This window comes from Sphingobium sp. SA2 (assembly GCF_032227065.1).
GTDB lineage: Bacteria > Pseudomonadota > Alphaproteobacteria > Sphingomonadales > Sphingomonadaceae > Sphingobium.
Window position 1 is genome coordinate 1,008,087 of the sequence record NZ_JAPMXX010000001.1, and the last position, 16,870, is coordinate 1,024,956.

Consider the following 16,870-nt stretch of genomic DNA (forward strand, 5'->3'; position numbering starts at 1 on the left):
ACAAAATTGCGCGATAGCGATACCGCAGCCACACGGGCGAAATCTCGCTTCTATTCCGCAAGGCTATCGCCCAACGCCAAGCTTTCATTGCAAACTTGGGACGGCAACTGCCTCGGTCGATAGCGTAACGGGTCCGGCCAGACCCGAGAGCCGCAGCGGTGCGTCGGGCATGTAGGTGGGTGCTGCGGTAAAAGTCACCTTCCGCGCGCCAGGCTGTTGGTCGCCAATGAGCCGATTGACCCAAAGATTGGCCACCTTCACTTCCAAACGGTTTTCACCCGCCTTGATCAACTTGCCGATGTCGATGCGATACGGTGCGAGCCAGACGGTACCAGCCACCTGTCCGTTGACCCGCACCTCCGCCACATCGCCGACTTTGCCGAGGTCGAGCCACAGCGGCGCGCCAGATTGCACGCCTTTAGGCAAGGTGAACCCTGTCTGGTACGTGGCAACGCCCGAAAAATATTTGACACCCTCATCATGGGTTGTTTCCAATGGTGCGAGGGTTCTCATTTCAAGCCGTTCCGGGGCACCGCGACCGGGCTGGAAGCTGACGCTCCAGGGACGGTCGAGCGTCGCGATCCTAAGCTGGATTTTGGTAGGCAGGCTCATCGCCCTATGGGTGGTTGGCTTGCGGAACAGGATGAAGAAGGCGTCCTCTGCGTCCACGTCAAGCGGGATCACAGTTTCACTGCCATCAATGCTGTACGCAATGGGCGCAGCACTACCGTCGATCGCGCGCCAGATTTCTGGCTGCCGTCCCGTCACGCGGAATCTCGCTTCTATCCGGGCTGCCTTGTCGGTGCGGTTGTTGACGAAATAGAGGTCGCCATCGGCAAGTTTGCGATGAACGAACCGATAGTCGGCGTCCGTTGCGCCAGCCGTCACATGAAAGTCAGGGTCGAGACCGATTCCTGCCAATGCCGCTTCGACATCGGTATTGGCGATCACGCGCCCCTTGGCGTTCAGCGACCCGCTCCACAGCCGGTCCGCCAGTGCCTTGAACGCTGAAGCGTCGTCCAACAGCCCCGGCGCGCGCTGCGGTGCCATGCCAATCACCGTCGCGCCGTCATCGACCAGCGCAGCGATCCGACGCAATGTGGGTAGGGTCATCACCTTACTCGACGAGCCCAGATACAAGGCGCGATAGCGCGCGCCGCTTCTGGCGACCAGTTCGCCATTTTCGACGGTCAGCTGCTTTGTCAATATGTCGGCATTTACGAAGTCATAGGCGTAGCGCGTCGGCAGGTCGCCCGGCACGCCATGTTCGAACAGCGAGGTGATCGGCTGATCCTCGCCATAGAAATAGGCGATATCCGCGCTGTCGCGGCCCTGCTGTAGCAGATATCCGGTACGCGCCATATAATCGACCCAGGGCTTGGCCATTTCTGCCCAGCTTTCATGCCGGTTGAAATATTGACCGAAGATCATGAGGCTGAGGCCGGGCACCTTGTCATCCACCGGCTGATGGACGGAGGTGTGGACGATCGGCCGGTTGATCCCCGACGCGAATTCCAGATCGATGACGCGCTTGAGGTCCGAAGGCGCGAACGCCCAGGGCGCGAAGGCCGATGTCATGCTTTCGGCCGATACGATATTCTGGCCATAAATATGGGCGACCGAGGCCGCGCCCTTCATGTCGCCGATGAGCGTCGGCCGGGGATTTCCGCCGCGGTTGAAGGTCCACATGGCCGCCATCGGCACATCGGCATGGGCGCGCATCGCCAAGTCGTCACCCAGCACCGGGCGACCATTTTCCAGTGCCTCACCATAGACGGTCAGGCCATGTTCGTGCGCGACCTTGGCCACCGTGCCATAATGGGCGTCGGCCATCAGGTCGGCCAGAGTCTGGCGGAAATCATGGAGGAAGGCGTCGCTCTTAGCGGTTGATCCCACGATTGCGCCGGTCAGCGCGGGCAGGAACGGCACCGGGTCATAGCCGCGCCGCGCCTGAAATTCCTCGACCATGCGCGGGGTCCAGTTCGCCGCGCCCACCTCGATGCTGTCGGTGAGCAGCGCCCGGATGCCCTTCTTGCCGATCCATTCCGCACCTACCGTGTCTCGATACATGCCAAGATAGGTTTCAAGATAGCGGCGCACGGCGGCGGCATCATATTTGTCGACCTCCAGCCCCGTGGCTTCGGGCGTGGCGGGGTGATTGGTCTTGCCGGTTAACGACCAGCCCATCCGCACGATCCGCCAATCCTCTCCCTTTGGCGCGATCCAGTCGAGCGTGCCATCGGCGCGCAGCTTGTCGGTCAGATCGATCACTTTGGCTGGATCGATCGCGTCGCCATTGCCCACTGGCTTCAGCACGCCATAATCGGGCAGGATAGTATAGCCTGCCTTCGCCTCGAAGCGGTCCAGTTTCGCTTCCCCATGCAGCCGGAAATCGCCGATCGCCAAGGTCGGCGTCTTCTCCTGAGCGAAGATATCGATCTTGATCGCGCCGGGCGCGCCTTCATCCAGGGCAGGCGTTTTGGGGCCGGTGTTGAGGCTGAGGATCAAGCGGAAACGGCGCGCGGTGACGGCGTCGAAGCCGATCGTCGTGCTGGCTTCCCCCAACGGGAAATCGCCCAGTCGATGCCATCTGCCGTCCTGCTCAACTTCCAGCACCGGTTGATACAGCGGATCACGAAAGGGGGGCTTCGCGTTGGGAATGTAGAGGGTCGCAGCGCGCACCGTGACGGGTTTGCCATAATCCAATATCAGCGTGCCCGCTTGTGCATCGGAGCCGACCGACAGCGCAGCCGTGCTTTCCATGTTGGCGTCAGTCAGCGCGTCGAGCGCAACTGCCCTGCCATCGCCCTGCATCGCGGCTGGGCGCGGTAGCGATGCCGCTGCCATGGGATAGGCCAGCACTTTCGCATCGCGATAGAGCGGCTCGATCGGCTTGCCTTTTGCGAGGAAGCCATCCTGGGCTTCATGGGACCGGGCACTTTGAAACGTGCCGATGACCGAAGGCGGCAAGGGCAACGGGCCCGCAAACCGCGCACCACCGCGCAAATCGGCCTCCGCCCAGACCAGCTTCTTCATACCGTCTTGCGGCTCCACCCATGGTCCGCCCGTCTCGCTCCAGCCAGGCGATGCAGCGATGGCGAATTCCAGTCCCTTGGCGTCAGCGGTCTTTACCGCATGGCGGAACGCATCCTTCCATCCGTCCGTCATATAGGTCAGCCGGTCCGCCACGATTTGCGGCGTCATCAGATTGGCATCGAAATTCTGGACCCCGCCAATGCCCATGCGCGCCATCCAGTCGAGATCCTTGTCGATCCCGTCCTTCGTCACGTTGCCGTTCATCCAGTGCCACCAGACGCGCGGACGCGCCGATTGGGGCGGGTTGGCGAAGCCATCGGCCAGATCGTCGGCCAGCGATGGCGAGGCAAAGGCGACGCAAGCCAGCAGGGCCACAAGGCGAACGGTTTTGGGCATGGGCATGATCCTTGCGGTCAGGGGCGCTTGGACAGAAGGCCGCGTGCCTCCATCCAGGCATAAAATTGCGGCATCAGGCCCATGGTGGTGGTGCCGGGCTTGCCCGCGCCAAAGCCATGATCGCCCCGCTCATAGGCATGGAGTTCGACCGGGCGCCCCGCCTCGCGCCATGCTTCGACAATGGCAAAGCCCTGCCGCTTGAACAGGCCATCGTCCATGGCGATCGCATTGAACATGGGCGGCGCATCGGCAGGCACGGCGATGTCCGTCATCGGGCCGTAAATGTAGCCGATGAAGGCAGGCCGCTGATCGCCCTTTCCTTCCAGCGTGGCGTTCAGCGTCGTCATCGCCCCTGCCGAAAATCCGATCATGCCGGTGCGGGCCGGGTCGATGCCATAGCTTGCCGCGCGGCTGCGCACGATCGCCAGCGCCTTGAGCGCGTCCTGCGTTGCGCGCGGTTCCTCGATCGTGCGGACCGCGCCGGGCTTTGCCGCGTCGGCGAAACGCGCGCCCATCATGCCCAGAAATGCGCGATCATCGCGCGGCGTTTCGTTCAGCCGATATTTCAGGACGAAAGCAGCAACGCCATGATCGGCCAGCCAGCGCGCAACGTCGCTTCCCTCCCCCGTCATTGATAATGACAGGAAAGCGCCGCCCGGCGCGACGATGACGGCCGCGCCGGTCGCCTTGGCCGGATCGGGCAGATAGGGGGTGATGGTCGGGCGCACGACGTTGCGAACCATCACATTGTCGATGGCGTTGGTGCCGATCGTCACCTGCATCCGCGACCATTGTTCATCCTGTCCCGCCTTTACCGCTGGCTGGTCGGGGTAAAGCGGGACCGCTGCGCTCTGGTCGGGTGCTGGCACGGCGTCCATCTTCACGTTGGGCTGTGCCAAGACAGGGGTAGCGATGGCCAGCGCCAAAGCCAGGGAAAGCAACTTCATCGGGTCATCCTCTGCAATATCAGGCTTGTTATCAATGCGCCAAATGTCCCGCCATACAGCAGTTTAAGGCCCAGCGCCGCGCCCCAGCCGATGGAAGAAAGGCCCGCCTGCGTCGTCGCAATGGCAAGCCCCGCCCCTAAGGCACCGCCGGCCAGCGCACAGGTGAACGCGCGCAGGACGATCACCCGGACCGGCACCGCCAGCGACAATCGCCTGCGCGTGATCAAGGCGGGGACCAGCGCACTCATCAGCGACACCGCAATGCTCTGCGGCACAAAATCCAGCCCCAGCGCATCGGGCGCGGCCCATTCCAGCAGACGAACCGCTATGCCGAACACCGCCAGAAAGAAGGCAAGGCTCAGTGCGGCATTGATCGTGAAACTGACACCTGCTTCGCGCCGGATTGAGAGCTTGGCGGTTGCCATCATGCGCGCTTACAGGGCATTGCGACGCGCGATCGCGCCATAGATTGCTGCGCTCGGCTTGGCCGTCCGTGCGAACGTCACTGGATCGACGCTGTGCAGGCCGAATTTGGGTTTATAACCGAAAATCCATTCGAAATTGTCGAGCAGCGACCAGTGGCAATAGCCCTGCACCGGGACGCCATCGTCCATCACTTTTTTCAGGTCGGCGAGTGCGGCTGGAATGAAGGCCTGACGCACGCTGTCGTCGGTCGTGCCGACGCCATGTTCGGATACCAGGATCGGCGCCCCGGTCGCCTGATGGGCATAGCGCACGGCACCCGCCAGTGACGGCGCCCAGACTTCGGTGCCGCCCCAGTTGACCACCGACCCCTTGGGGGCGGGCAGCCGATCCTTGTCCGTCCACAGCGCGCGCTCATAATTTTGCACGCCCAGGAAATCGTCGGTCTTGGCGACTTCGAGCCATGCGCCATAGAGTTCCTGCCGCATCGCGTCGCGGATGCTGTTCTTGCCCACGGCCTGATCGTCCATCATTGCCAGCGAAAAACCGACGGGTAGGTCCGGGCGCACCGCCTTGATCGCGGCCTTGCCAGCCTTGTGCGCGACGAGCATCCCCTTTTGCAACGCGGGCAGATCCTCCACCCCGGCGACATTGGCGGATACGAATTTCGGCACACCCAACCGCTTGGCCGCCGTTTCCAGCGTCAATTTCTGGATGTCCCACACCTGCGGCGGCAACATGGGTTTCAGCAGCAAGAGGATATTGGGTTCATTGAAGGTGATGACGCTATGGATGCCCGCGCCCAGCACCCGCATCGCCCGGTCGCAATAGCGCGCAAACAATTCCGCGCTTTCCGGGTTGGTCCAGCCACCCTGCGCACTGAACCAGCGTGGCGCGGTAAAGTGACTCATCGTCACCACCGGGGCCAGCCCGCGTGCCCGGCACCCTTCGATCACCGCTTTATAATGGTCCAGCATCGCCTGGCTGAACAAGCCCTTTTCCGGCTCGATCCGCGCCCATTCGATGCCGAAGCGATAACAGGTCAGGCCCAGATTCTTGACGATGTCCAGATCGGTTTCCCACAACGCAAAGCTGTTGCAGGCGTCGCGTGAAGGTTCGGCGAAAATGGTGGGCTGCTGATTTTCCAGAAACCACAGGTCGCTGGCGACATTATTGCCTTCGATCTGGTGCGGCGCGGTGGCCACGCCCCACAGGAAACCCTTGGGGAAGGCCGGATTGGCCGCTGCCTTGCGCGCGGCAATCGCTGGCGCGGCCAATGTGCCTGCCGCGGCCATTCCGGCCGCCAGCATCGTCCTGCGATCAAGCATCACATCATCTCCCCTATTCAATTGCTTATGTCGCGCACGAAGGCGCATATCTCGTCGGCCAGCCGCCGGTCGGCGGTGCCAAGGTGCATCGGCATCGTGTAATGATTATGCCCGGTCATGATCACCGCGCGCGGCAGTGCGCCATGCCGCGCCAGACGATCCTGCATCAGCCCGACGAACTCCGCCTGAAAGCGTGGCGGGTCATATTGCGCGCAGGCGATCAGCAGCGGCAGCGTGGTCGCGGCCACCGCATCCATCGGCATGCGGTCGTCATAGAGCGCCGCGTCGCCATAATAAGCCAGATCGCGCTGATCCAGCGGGGTATAGCCATAGAGGCCCGACAGCAGCACCGCGCCGCAAATGTCCGCGTCCCCCATCAGCTTCAGATAGCCCGCGACATGCACCGCCCCGGCGGATGTTCCCGCCAGCACGATCCGGTCCGGATCGCCGCCATGCTGCGCAGCATTGGCTTTCAGCCAGGCTACCACTGCCGCAACATCCTGTGCGCCTGCGGGCCACATATGGTCGGGGGCTAGGCGGTAGTTGATGACCACGCCGACAAACCCCGCCTGCGCCGCCATCCGCCCGACATTGGCGTTGGGCCAGGCATCGGCTCCGCCCTTATTGCCTTTCAGGAACCCTCCACCGTGGACAAAGACCAATACCGGCGCGGGGCCGATGATGTCCACCGGCGCGTAGATATCCAGCCGGTGCCGCTCATGCGGACCATAGGCGAGGTCGCCCTGCGTGACCGGAACAGCCGCCTGAAGAGCGGACTGTTCAGCGTCGAACAGCGCGCGGCATTGCGCCAGAACGTCAGGACCAAGGCCTGTCCCCATCGCGGCGATCGTGCGGTGTGTCACGGGCATCCCAAGTCGAAGCTGGAAAGATCGCGCGCCAAGTCCAACGAACCGGCATAGGATTTAGCAATATCCCCACGCAACGATGGCTCGGACTCGCTAAGCGAACCCGGTATCGCGTAATGGGTCAAGACTACCCGTTTGACCTTAGCCTGCGCTGCTATTTTCCCGATATCCGTCGCAAGCAGATGATGAGTAGACAGGTGCTTTTGCATCGACGTGAGCATTTCGGCGGACGCATCAATGCGACGCTGGCGAATCTCCTTCAACAATCTTTCCAGATCAATCACTTCGCTAACCAACATATCGGTACCAGCCGATAGGCTTGCGACTGCGTCGCTAGGCCCCGTATCGCCGGTGTAGGTGATGCTGCGCTCTCCGATACTGAACCGAAAGCTGAGCGAAACATTTGCTGTATCAGCTTTTCCATCATGGTCGAAATGACTGTTGGCCGCCGTGCTGACCGAAAGACCGTCGCCCAGAGCGATCCTTTGCCCACCACGTAGTTCAACTGCACGCACCGACCCACTTGGTGTGGGCGGCAAAGCGCCAAGTCCAAAACCGATTCGCCCCGACGGAGCCATGGAGGCCAGGATACCGTCAACAACCTCCTTGATGCCCGGAGGGCCATATACGATCAATTGACCTGGAAACTGGTTCATCCAGCGTAGCCCGATCACCGCTGCAAGTCCGCCGCTATGGTCGAGATGCAGATGGCTGATGAAAATGGTTTGGATCGACCGCATATCCAACCCGGCTCGCGCCAGTTGATTGACTGTCCCATCGCCAGTATCAACCAAGATCGACTGATCCCCGGCCAACAGCAGGTTTGACGGTTCGGCGCGGTCGGCCGTCGGCACAGGCCCACCTGCAGTGCCCAGTGTCGTCCACCGCATTGGCGGGCAAATTGAGGCCGCGAAAGCTGCTCCGCTCGTCAGTCCGAGCGCTATTGTCACGGCACATGAAATGATATGTCGCAATGCCATAAACATCGTCCTTTAGCGTGGCGGGTTCATTTGCCTTCGTTAAAAGGGGCGGTACAAACGACCGCCCCTTTTAATCAGAACTTCATTTCCGCCGAGACGCCGACCGTGCGGCGGCCTTCACGTGTCAGCCAGTTCACCCGGCCACCCGGATCGCTGAACGGCAGGCCGATGACCGCCGACTGGAACCGCTGGTCGAGCAAATTGCGCACGAACAGGCCAACGCGCCAATCGCCATCGGGATGGCCGATGCCGGAGTTGAGGCCGATCGTCCCATATCCCGGTTGCGAAGTGAAGGCCTGCACCGCTGCATATTGCACCCGGCTGCGGTAATAGAAATTCGCCGATGCGTCGAACGTGACTGTGTCATTGATCGGCAATCGCACGTCCGCACCGGCCGTGGCGCTATATTTGGGTGCTCCCGAAAGCGGCTCGCCCTTCGCCTGCACCAAGCTGGTGGTGCCTTGCAGGTAGCAGGTGTAGCCCGCCTTGACGATGTCCGGGCAGGCCGTGACATAGTCGGTGAATTTGGTGTCCGAATAGGTGAAGGACGCATTGAGCGAGAATATGGGGGTCACCCGCCAGTTGCCCTCGACCTCGAACCCGTTGGCTTCAAAGCCGCCAGCATTTTCGGTCAGGAATTCCAGCCCATTGAACACCGATGTCTGAAGATTGTTATATTTGTCAAAGAAGACGTTGGCGTTCAGCGTCACCGCACGGTCAAACAATTGCGACTTCACGCCAAAGGTGATGTCGCGCACCGTTTGCGGCGCAACCTCGACCCGCTGGCCGGTCAAGCCTGAAAAGGTCACCGTCGGCCCCAAATAGCCGCGGGCTATCGTGCCATAGAACATGAGATCGCGGTCTGGCTTGAACTGGAAACCGACGCGGCCGGACCAATCCCCCTTCTTGGTAGAACCCGTTGTGAGGGGGCGGGCTGTGTAGAAGTTCACGCGTCCGGCGACCGGCGGTCCGGGAGGGCTGGGCGGAGCAGCCGGGTCGATGATCGAGAAACTGGACGAGTCCACCCAGTCATATTGATAGCGGAGGCCGCCGATCACCGCGAACTGCTCGCTAACATTGAACTTGCCGTCGAAGAAGGCAGCGAGCGAATCCGACCGGGTCTGGGTATTGCTCTGCCCCGCCGAAATGTTGACGATGAACGGATTGAACGGCGCGGCCGGGCGCAACTGGGCACGGTTGAAGTCATTGTCATCACCCACTTTGCGGCGCGATCCATAGATGCCGGAGGTGAACTCCAGCGCGCTGCCGGCGGGCGATGTGATGCGCAATTCCTGCGACAGGAATGTCTGATCAACACCCGTAGGCTGCGCCGTGAAGATCGGAACGCTGCTGCCGTCGATGGCGAAGCGCTGCGGGCCTTCATCCAGCCGCCGCCAGGCCGTGATGGAGGTCAGGTTATAATCGCCCAGCCCCAGATTTATCTCCAGCGATGCGCCATAATTCTGCTCGCTGCTGTAGCTGTCATATTCCTCGGCCGACTTGCTATTGTCAAAGCCCGGCACGATGCCCAGCGACCTCAGATTGCCGTACCGCGCCGCCATTAGCGGGTTAGCGAAACTGGGCAGGCGGGCGATCGACCAGAGCTGGCCGGGACCGGTGCGGTCGATCTTGGAATAGTCGCCGATCAGATAGAAGCTGAGCGTATCGCTCGGCTCGAATAGCAGCTTGGCGCGTGCGCCATAGCTTTCCTCGCCGCCCCAGTCCTTCTTCTGGGTTGCGTTGTAAAGGAAACCGTCGTTGCGGCGGTAGAAGCCGAACAGGCCAAGCGCCGTGTTGGCACTGACCGGCAGGTTGAGGCTGCCGTTGACGTTCACTTCATCGAGTTCACCATAGGAGGCGAAAATCTTGCCGCCCATCTTGTCAAAGGTCGGTTTCTTGGTCGTAATGTTGACGACGCCTGACGAAGCGTTTTTGCCGAACTGCGTTCCTTGCGGCCCTTTCAGCACTTCAACCCGTTCCAGATCGCCCAGGCTGTTGATCGGGTTGCCGAAGGGGATGACGACATTGTCGACAACGGTGCCGACATTCTGCTCCGATGAGCTGGAAAAGCCGCCTGCCGTGCCTACGCCGCGCAGGCGGAAGCCGCTGTCGTTGGGCGATGTGCCGAACTGAACACCGGAAAACTGATACTGGATGTCGGTCAGACGTTGGAAGCCGCCTTCGGCCAGTTGCTCGCCACCGATCGCCGACACGGCAAGCGGTACATCCTGCAAGCGTTCTGCGCGGCGCGTGGCGGTGACGACGATGTCGGCACCACCTTCAACTGGCGTATCGGCTGCGACCTGTGGTGCTGCGTCCTGCGCGATGGCCGGTGCGGACAGCGCGATGGCGCTCGCGCTGGCGAGCGCCGCGATGGTGATGTTGAACTTACGCATGGTAACTCCTCCCCTTCTTATCATTGGGTCGTTTATTGGTTGATTATGCTTCGTCGATGATACGGTTCGTCAGCGTGCCGATGGTGCCGATCGAGACTTCCACCTTGTCCCCGGCATTCATGTAGAGTGGCGGGGTGCGCTTATCGCCGACGCCGCCGGGCGTGCCGGTAGCGATGACATCGCCGGGCGCGAGGGGCGTGAAAGCGCTGATATATTCGATGACCGTGGGAATATCCCAGATCATGTCGCCGACCGGCTGATCCTGTACCAGTTCGCCATTGAGCCGCGTCTGCACGCGCAAAGCGCCCAGATCGTCAATCTCGTCCGCCGTCACCAGCGCGGGGCCGAACCCGCCGGTGCCGGGGAAGGTCTTGCCCGGCGTGAACTGGATATTGTGGCGCTGCCAGTCGCGCGCGGAACCGTCGTTGAATGCGCTATAGCCCGCAACATAAGCCATGGCGTCGGCAGCCGCGATTTTATGACACGGCTTGCCGATAACGACCGCCAATTCGCCTTCATAATCGAAGCGCTCGGTCACGGTCGGCTTCACCATCGGCTGGCCATCGGCGACCAGGCTATCGGCATAGCGCACGAATATGGCGGGATGCGCCTTCTGCTCGCGACCGGTTTCCTTGACATGCTCAGCATAGTTGAGGCCGACGCACAGTATCTTGGCAGGGTCGGGAATGACCGGCAGAGGCACGACATCGGCAACGGCGAAGGTCGCGCCATCGGCCAGCGTCGCAAGGCTGCCGTCGGTCAGCGCGGCCTTGAGGCTTGGCACGGCGTCGTTTGCCAATTCGACGATGGTTTCGCCATTCAGGCGGCCGAAGCTGGCGGTGCCGTCGGGACGGCGGAAGCTGACATAACGCATTAGATATTGTCCTCGGTCAGAACGGCCAGCGACTGCGGTTCCCAGTCGCGGCGGTGGCGAAATTTCTCTTCGGCGGCGCGCAGGCCGTCGAAATCCTTGGTCGAAATGCCCCATTGGTCGATCCGCCTGGCAGGCCAGGTCCAGTCTTCCGGCGCACCCACGGGATAGTCGTCGGACACCTTGTTCACAGCCGTCGAAAATTCGATCACCGGGCCGAAGGGGGCGATGAAATAGGCAAACACGTTGGCCCCTGGACCATGGCGACCCGGCCCCCATGCCGGGGCCATATCCTGATCGCGCAGGCGGCCGATGCCGCGCATCACCGCGTCCAGATCTTCCATTTCGAACGCGATATGGTTCAGGCTGGAAATGCCTGCGCGGGCAAAGGCCGTCGAATGATGCGAGTCATTGCAGCGCACGAACACCATGCCCTTCGTCCGGTCGGACACGCGGAAACCCAGCGCATCTTCGACCAGATGGCCGGTCCTTTCCGCGTCGATGCTGTTGAACACCACATGGGTCAGCTTGACCGGCAGATCTGCTCCTTCGATCGGCGCAACTTCCTGCGCATCGACCAGAAAGCGGAGCAATTCGCCCTCGGCCAGCTCGACGATGATGCCATGACCGCCGCCCGGATCCTGCGACACGACGGGCGCGGCGTTCAGACCCGCAGCGCTGACCGACGCCTTGAGCTGCTCCAGCCGGTCAGCGGTGCAGACGAAGGTGGTCGAGCGAACATAGCAATCCGCCGATTCTTCCAGCGCGATCAGATAGGGGAAACTGCCTGATCCGCGCAGATAATGCGTAGCCCCTTCGACCGCCGCCGGTGCCATTCCCCAGATATCGGTCAGGAACGTCGCCGCTTCTGCCGCGCCGGGCAGCGACAATTCGATGCTGCGCAACTTCATTTGGCGTCTCCATGGGTCAGACCGGCGGCCAATATGCCCGCAATGGCGCAAGCTTCGTCGCAATCGCCGGTGTCGCCGCTGATCCCGACGGCGCCAATCACCGCACCTTCCAACTCACGGATCAGGACGCCGCCGGGCGACAGAGCCAGCTGACCGCCGGTGACGGCCACCACGCTCTGAAAGAAAGCCGGGTTGTTCGCGGCGCGGCCGGCAATGACGCGCGTGTCCGCGCCCATGCCTAACGCGCCCGTCGCCTTGGCCCTGGCAATGTCGAAGCGGAACAGGCTGGCGCCATCTTCCCGTGCGAAAGCAACCGGGTGCGCGCCTGCGTCTAGCACGACGACGGCCAGCGCCGGGGCATTGTCGCCGCGCAGCTGCGCCAAGGCGGTGTCGATGATGGTCCGTGCCTGGGCAAGGGTAAGGGTAAGGGTCATGCCGCAATCTCCTGAGAAACACTTCCGACGATCAGCGCGTCGCGCAGTGCAATCAGGTCCGCCGGTTCACCCGTGCCGAAAACATAATGGTCGGGGCGCAGCAGGAGCGCATCGGCCCTGCGTGCATCGAGCCAAGCGGCGATCGCACCGCCATCGTCCAGCGTGTCGAGCGCTACGACAGTGACATCGTTAGGCGCTGCCACGGCGTGCCGTGCGAACAGCCGCCAGCCTCCGCCCGTAACATCGTCCAGTAACTGGTCACCCACACGCGGCTGGATGAAGCGTTCGCCCGCTCCTACCCTGCCCAACGCCACGATGCCGGTCGAAATGGGGGGGATCAGATCAGCCGCGGTGCTTTGCTGCGTTACTTTGGCCGCTTCGCGCATTTCTGCGTCACGGACGGCTGCAGCAGCCGGGTCCAGCACACAGATATAGCGGCCTGCGCCCACGGCGGCGGAGATCACCGCGCGGACATGCGGGTCACGTTCGGGCTGATAGGTGTCGAGCAGCGTGTCAGGCGCGTCGCCCTGCACCACTGCGGCAATCTTCCACGCCAGATTGGCCGCGTCGCGCATCCCATGGCACATGCCCTGCCCGAAAAAGGGCGGCGTCTGGTGCGCGGCATCACCCGCCAGAAAGACGCCGCCCTGCTGCCACCGCTCGGCGATCAGGCCGTGAAAGCGATAAGTCGCTGCGCGCACGATCCTGTGTGGCACCTCGGAGAGGTAGGGTGCCACAAGGGCAGCGACATTATGCGGTTCCATCATCGTCTGGTCATCTTCACCGGGCAGCAGCATGAATTCCCAGCGGCGGTGATTGCCACGCCCCGGCACGATGGTCGCCGGGCGTTTGGGATCGCACATCATCACCGACAGTTTTTGCAGATCGGCCGCTTCCGGCACGCCCCAAAGGTCGGGGAAGCGTACCGGACCGTCGACTTCGGCATCGACCACCAGCCAGGGTTCCTCGAAATCCAGATCATCGAGCTTTATGCTCAACGCCTTGCGCACGGCACTGCGCGATCCGTCGCACGCTATGACATAGCGCGCCTGCGCCGTGTCGCCGCCCGACAGGCGCAATGTCACGCCATTTCCGTCCTGCTCCAGCCCCTCGAACCCGACACCCAGCCGCAGTTCAACCGTAGCATGGCCCGCCAGCGCATCGCGCAGATGCTGCTCCAGTTCGGGCTGGTAGAAGAAATAGTCGTTGGACCAGCTGAATGGCCGCGCCCGGCCCACCGTCCCCATATATCTGATGACGCCATGGTCGGCGCCGACATGCAGATGCCCTTCGGTATCGCGCATGTCGCCCGCCACTGCGTTGATCACACCCGCCGACTGGAACAGGCGCATCATCTCATGGTCCAGATGCACCGCACGGGGCAGCGGATAGGGGGTGGCTTCCTTCTCGATCACTAGGACTGACAGGCCGCTCTTGCCCAGTAAATTGGCCGCAAAGGCCCCTACCGGCCCGCAGCCGATAATCGCAACATCAAACATGATCGTCTTTCTTGTAGCGGTATCAGGCCGTTACCGGCTCGGTCACGGGCGCTTTGTGCAATTTACCGCCCTGCATGATCATTTTGAGACGGCTGGCATCCTGCATGATCGTCACATCCTGCGTCGGGTCGCCATCGACCAGCAGCAGGTCAGCGAGATAGCCGACCTTCACTTGCCCGACATCCAGTCCCATCAACTGACCGCCCAGCATCGTCGCGGCGCTCAGCGCTTCGGCCGGGGTGAAGCCGAAGCGGGTCACGAAATGCTCCAGATCGCGGGCATTGCGGCCATTGGGGTTGAACGGAAAACCATAATCGCCGCCGATCAGCACGCGCACACCACGCCGCTTCAACTCCGGCACCAGCACCGCTTCCAGTTCCAACCGCTCTGCCGCACTTGCCTTCATCGACGCCATGTTGATGTGCGGAGGAGGGGTTGCTTCCAGCGCGGCGACGGAAACGCCCGGACCGGGGGCATAGAAAATCTGGTCCTTGTGCGCGACCATCGCGTCCATCGCCGCTTCGTCGGCGAAGGAGCAATGATAGAGGATGCGCGCACCTGCTTCGAGCGCCAGTTGGATGGCGCGGGGTGAATAAGCATGGGTGGCAATCCACAGGCCTGCTTCATTTGCGGCATCGCCCGCTGCCTGCATCTCTTCATCGGTGTAGAGGATGTCCCCCGACGAGCCGGGCTTCAACGCATCTTCACCCGAAATTACCAGCTTGAGCGACTGGACGCCCTCCTGCGCGCAATAAGCGACGAAATCCCGCATCGACTGGGCACCACGGCCATTGAATACATCGCCGGTCTCGACGCCCTCTTCGCCTTCAGGGCTGCGTTCCAGCGTAGAGGGGACAAGGCGCGGACCGGGCGTTTCACCCGCTGCGATGGCGCGGGCCAGTTCCGGTTCGATATGATCGCCCAGCGCGCCAGCCGAATAGGCGCTCGTGAAACCATGGTCCAGCAACACACGCGCGTTGCGCCACGCTGCGACCTTCAGCTCATCGGCAGGCAGGATGAACTGGTGATAGATTTTTTCGACCGAGCTGCCCCAGGTCAAATGCGTGTGGGAATCCACCATGCCCGGCATCAACGTGCCGCCTTGCCCATCGATCACCTGATCTGCTGTCGTGGCGGCGATCATCGCTTCATCACGCAACACGGCGGCGATGCGATCCTGCTCGATCAGGACGGCTCCGGCAAATGGCGCGGTGCCTTGCCCGTCAAATATGCGAACATTGCGAATAAACCGTCGCATGCCGTCTCTCCTGCATTCCACTCTTGTTGCGCTCTCTATGGGCAAGTTTGATCAGGAACAAAAATAATGATTTTTTCCTACATCATAGGCTGGAGCTATGGATGAGCGTTTCCAACATCTCGGCCGCCAGGCGTGAAAGTCTGCCACCCGCCAATCGGCGCACACCGATACTGCGGGAAAATTCCGCTTCCTCAATCGTGATCGCGCGCAGCACGCCGATCGACAGTTCCGCCGAGGCGACCTGCATCGGCAATATCGTGACGCGCTGGCTGCCACGGACGATCGCCTTGGTCGTAAGCAGGGAGTCGCACCGGATAATGTCCTGCGGCACTGGAATGTCAGCCGCCATGAACAGCGCATCGATCTGACGTCGGAAAGCGCCGCGCGCTTCGGGCAGAACCCAGCGCGTTGCCATCATTGTCTTGAGCGATAGCCTGGCCGGAAGATGATCGTTCTGCCGCCCGACGATAAGGGCAAAGGGATCGCGCGAAAATGTGCGTTCCTCTATACCCTCTGGTGGCTGCTCGATGCCGGTGGTGACAAAGGCGAGTTCGATCTCGCCCCGGTGCAGCATTGCCGCCAGATCATGATCCGGCCGTTCCACCACATGCAGGGTAAATCGACCGATCCGCGCCTCCAACGATCGCACTGCATCGGGCAGCAGACTGACCAGCGCGCCAGGCGTGCCGCCGACGCGCAACGGCCCCAACACACCCGTGCTCGCCAGCTTCACCTCTGCCTCAGCGTCTCGCAATAGGCTGTCGATTGACTCTGCCCGGCGTAGCAACGCCTCCCCCTCCGCCGTCAGCAGAATGCCGCTACGCGACCGCTCGAAGAGCGACACCCCCAGCGCCTGTTCCAGCTGCGCGATCGCGTTGGAAACCGACGGCTGCGAGATATTGAGCGATCGCGCCCCACCGCTGATCGAATTGCTGCGGACAACCGCAAGGAAAGTTCGGATAGCGCGAGGATCAATCATATTTTGAATATGCCTGCAAACATCGCTCGATTGACATGAATGCCCGACATTATCACCGTACTTTCGACTATTTACGAAGCCACCATGCCACCCACCGTTTGGATTGTTAACTTCTATCGTAAGCGTGGGCAGTCAGAAAGATACGGACCGCTGATGGTGGCTACTCCGGAACCGTCAGCTTCGGCTCAAGGTGCTGACCGTCTTGCATTGACAGTCGCTACGATGGGTGTCGAGGTACCATGTACCATCGATGCGGAAGACAATCGATTGCGAGTCATTTTGCATCTTCCTGGCATGCTGAGCCTGATGTCAGGCGCGATCTCCGCCCTTGTCGAGAAGCAAGGCCAAGGGTTGATGCTGGACGATAAGGCGAACAAAACCATCTAAGATCAAGGTTTTTTCGTCCACGGCGACCTTTGCCCGCTCAGAAAGAAAATACCGTCTGAGCAGAGTCCTGATCCTATGTTCCAGCCTAACCACACTATTACGGCGATCAACGCCTACGCATTTGATTACCGAAAGGAAAATTGATAGCAATTGTCTGAG

The 16,870-nt window shown here is 61.6% G+C and carries 14 protein-coding genes; 1 reads left to right on the forward strand and 13 read right to left on the reverse strand.

The annotated features are described in order from the left end of the window. Positions 1-84: 84 nt before the first annotated feature. The 13 genes from OVY48_RS04875 to OVY48_RS04935 form a co-directional block, all read right to left on the reverse strand. On the reverse strand, positions 85-3,432 hold the full coding sequence (locus OVY48_RS04875) for a glycosyl hydrolase (protein ID WP_313921954.1): 3,348 nt from the start codon (positions 3,430-3,432) through the stop codon (positions 85-87). A gap of 17 nt (positions 3,433-3,449) precedes the next feature. Next, positions 3,450-4,379 (reverse strand): alpha/beta hydrolase, encoded by a 930-nt coding sequence (locus tag OVY48_RS04880; RefSeq protein ID WP_313921955.1) that lies wholly within the window; start codon positions 4,377-4,379, stop codon positions 3,450-3,452. Further along, positions 4,376-4,807 carry a hypothetical protein gene (locus OVY48_RS04885; protein ID WP_313921956.1) on the reverse strand — a complete coding sequence of 144 codons (432 nt, stop codon included), beginning with the start codon at positions 4,805-4,807 and terminating at the stop codon, positions 4,376-4,378. Before OVY48_RS04885 ends, OVY48_RS04880 begins: the two co-directional genes overlap by 4 nt. Before the next feature lie 6 nt (positions 4,808-4,813). Next, positions 4,814-6,130, reverse strand: coding sequence for a family 1 glycosylhydrolase (locus OVY48_RS04890; RefSeq protein WP_313921957.1), 1,317 nt, complete (start codon positions 6,128-6,130; stop codon positions 4,814-4,816). 17 nt (positions 6,131-6,147) lie between these two features. After that, positions 6,148-6,969 (reverse strand): alpha/beta hydrolase, encoded by an 822-nt coding sequence (locus tag OVY48_RS04895; protein ID WP_313922060.1) that lies wholly within the window; start codon positions 6,967-6,969, stop codon positions 6,148-6,150. Positions 6,970-6,989: 20 nt separating this feature from the next. Next, positions 6,990-7,850 (reverse strand): MBL fold metallo-hydrolase, encoded by an 861-nt coding sequence (locus OVY48_RS04900; RefSeq protein ID WP_313921958.1) that lies wholly within the window; start codon positions 7,848-7,850, stop codon positions 6,990-6,992. Positions 7,851-8,050: 200 nt separating this feature from the next. Beyond that, entirely contained in the window at positions 8,051-10,372 is a 2,322-nt protein-coding gene (locus tag OVY48_RS04905) for a TonB-dependent receptor (protein WP_313921959.1), read from the reverse strand. 43 nt (positions 10,373-10,415) lie between these two features. Next, positions 10,416-11,246, reverse strand: a complete 831-nt coding sequence (locus OVY48_RS04910) for a fumarylacetoacetate hydrolase family protein (RefSeq protein WP_313921960.1) — start codon at positions 11,244-11,246, stop codon at positions 10,416-10,418. Continuing rightward, positions 11,246-12,154 (reverse strand): VOC family protein, encoded by a 909-nt coding sequence (locus tag OVY48_RS04915; RefSeq protein WP_313921961.1) that lies wholly within the window; start codon positions 12,152-12,154, stop codon positions 11,246-11,248. Before OVY48_RS04915 ends, OVY48_RS04910 begins: the two co-directional genes overlap by 1 nt. Next, the gene (locus OVY48_RS04920; RefSeq protein ID WP_313921962.1) at positions 12,151-12,588 is read right to left on the reverse strand and encodes a GlcG/HbpS family heme-binding protein; all 438 of its coding nucleotides are present in this window, start codon (positions 12,586-12,588) and stop codon (positions 12,151-12,153) included. The genes OVY48_RS04915 and OVY48_RS04920 overlap by 4 nt, the downstream gene beginning before the upstream one ends. Next, positions 12,585-14,087, reverse strand: coding sequence for a bifunctional 3-(3-hydroxy-phenyl)propionate/3-hydroxycinnamic acid hydroxylase (locus OVY48_RS04925; protein ID WP_313921963.1), 1,503 nt, complete (start codon positions 14,085-14,087; stop codon positions 12,585-12,587). Before OVY48_RS04925 ends, OVY48_RS04920 begins: the two co-directional genes overlap by 4 nt. 22 nt (positions 14,088-14,109) lie before the next feature. Beyond that, a complete protein-coding gene (locus OVY48_RS04930; RefSeq protein WP_313921964.1) occupies positions 14,110-15,345 on the reverse strand; it encodes an amidohydrolase family protein in 1,236 nt (411 codons plus the stop codon). Positions 15,346-15,427: 82 nt separating this feature from the next. Continuing rightward, positions 15,428-16,324 (reverse strand): LysR family transcriptional regulator, encoded by an 897-nt coding sequence (locus OVY48_RS04935; RefSeq protein WP_037479757.1) that lies wholly within the window; start codon positions 16,322-16,324, stop codon positions 15,428-15,430. A 39-nt stretch (positions 16,325-16,363) separates the two neighbouring features. Between OVY48_RS04935 and OVY48_RS04940 the strand changes: the two genes are divergently transcribed. After that, positions 16,364-16,711, forward strand: coding sequence for a hypothetical protein (locus OVY48_RS04940; protein ID WP_150125669.1), 348 nt, complete (start codon positions 16,364-16,366; stop codon positions 16,709-16,711). Positions 16,712-16,870: the final 159 nt, after the last annotated feature.

What these genes read in the sequence shown, in the direction of transcription:
- OVY48_RS04875 (WP_313921954.1), bottom strand. Translation starts at nt 3,432, where the DNA reads ATGCCCAAAACCGTTCGCCTTGTGGCCCTGCTGGCTTGCGTCGCCTTT.
- OVY48_RS04880 (WP_313921955.1), bottom strand. Translation starts at nt 4,379, where the DNA reads ATGAAGTTGCTTTCCCTGGCTTTGGCGCTGGCCATCGCTACCCCTGTC.
- OVY48_RS04885 (WP_313921956.1), bottom strand. Translation starts at nt 4,807, where the DNA reads ATGATGGCAACCGCCAAGCTCTCAATCCGGCGCGAAGCAGGTGTCAGT.
- OVY48_RS04890 (WP_313921957.1), bottom strand. Translation starts at nt 6,130, where the DNA reads ATGCTTGATCGCAGGACGATGCTGGCGGCCGGAATGGCCGCGGCAGGC.
- OVY48_RS04895 (WP_313922060.1), bottom strand. Translation starts at nt 6,969, where the DNA reads ATGGGGACAGGCCTTGGTCCTGACGTTCTGGCGCAATGCCGCGCGCTG.
- OVY48_RS04905 (WP_313921959.1), bottom strand. Translation starts at nt 10,372, where the DNA reads ATGCGTAAGTTCAACATCACCATCGCGGCGCTCGCCAGCGCGAGCGCC.
- OVY48_RS04910 (WP_313921960.1), bottom strand. Translation starts at nt 11,246, where the DNA reads ATGCGTTATGTCAGCTTCCGCCGTCCCGACGGCACCGCCAGCTTCGGC.
- OVY48_RS04915 (WP_313921961.1), bottom strand. Translation starts at nt 12,154, where the DNA reads ATGAAGTTGCGCAGCATCGAATTGTCGCTGCCCGGCGCGGCAGAAGCG.
- OVY48_RS04920 (WP_313921962.1), bottom strand. Translation starts at nt 12,588, where the DNA reads ATGACCCTTACCCTTACCCTTGCCCAGGCACGGACCATCATCGACACC.
- OVY48_RS04925 (WP_313921963.1), bottom strand. Translation starts at nt 14,087, where the DNA reads ATGTTTGATGTTGCGATTATCGGCTGCGGGCCGGTAGGGGCCTTTGCG.
- OVY48_RS04930 (WP_313921964.1), bottom strand. Translation starts at nt 15,345, where the DNA reads ATGCGACGGTTTATTCGCAATGTTCGCATATTTGACGGGCAAGGCACC.
- OVY48_RS04935 (WP_037479757.1), bottom strand. Translation starts at nt 16,324, where the DNA reads ATGATTGATCCTCGCGCTATCCGAACTTTCCTTGCGGTTGTCCGCAGC.
- OVY48_RS04940 (WP_150125669.1), top strand. Translation starts at nt 16,364, where the DNA reads ATGCCCGACATTATCACCGTACTTTCGACTATTTACGAAGCCACCATG.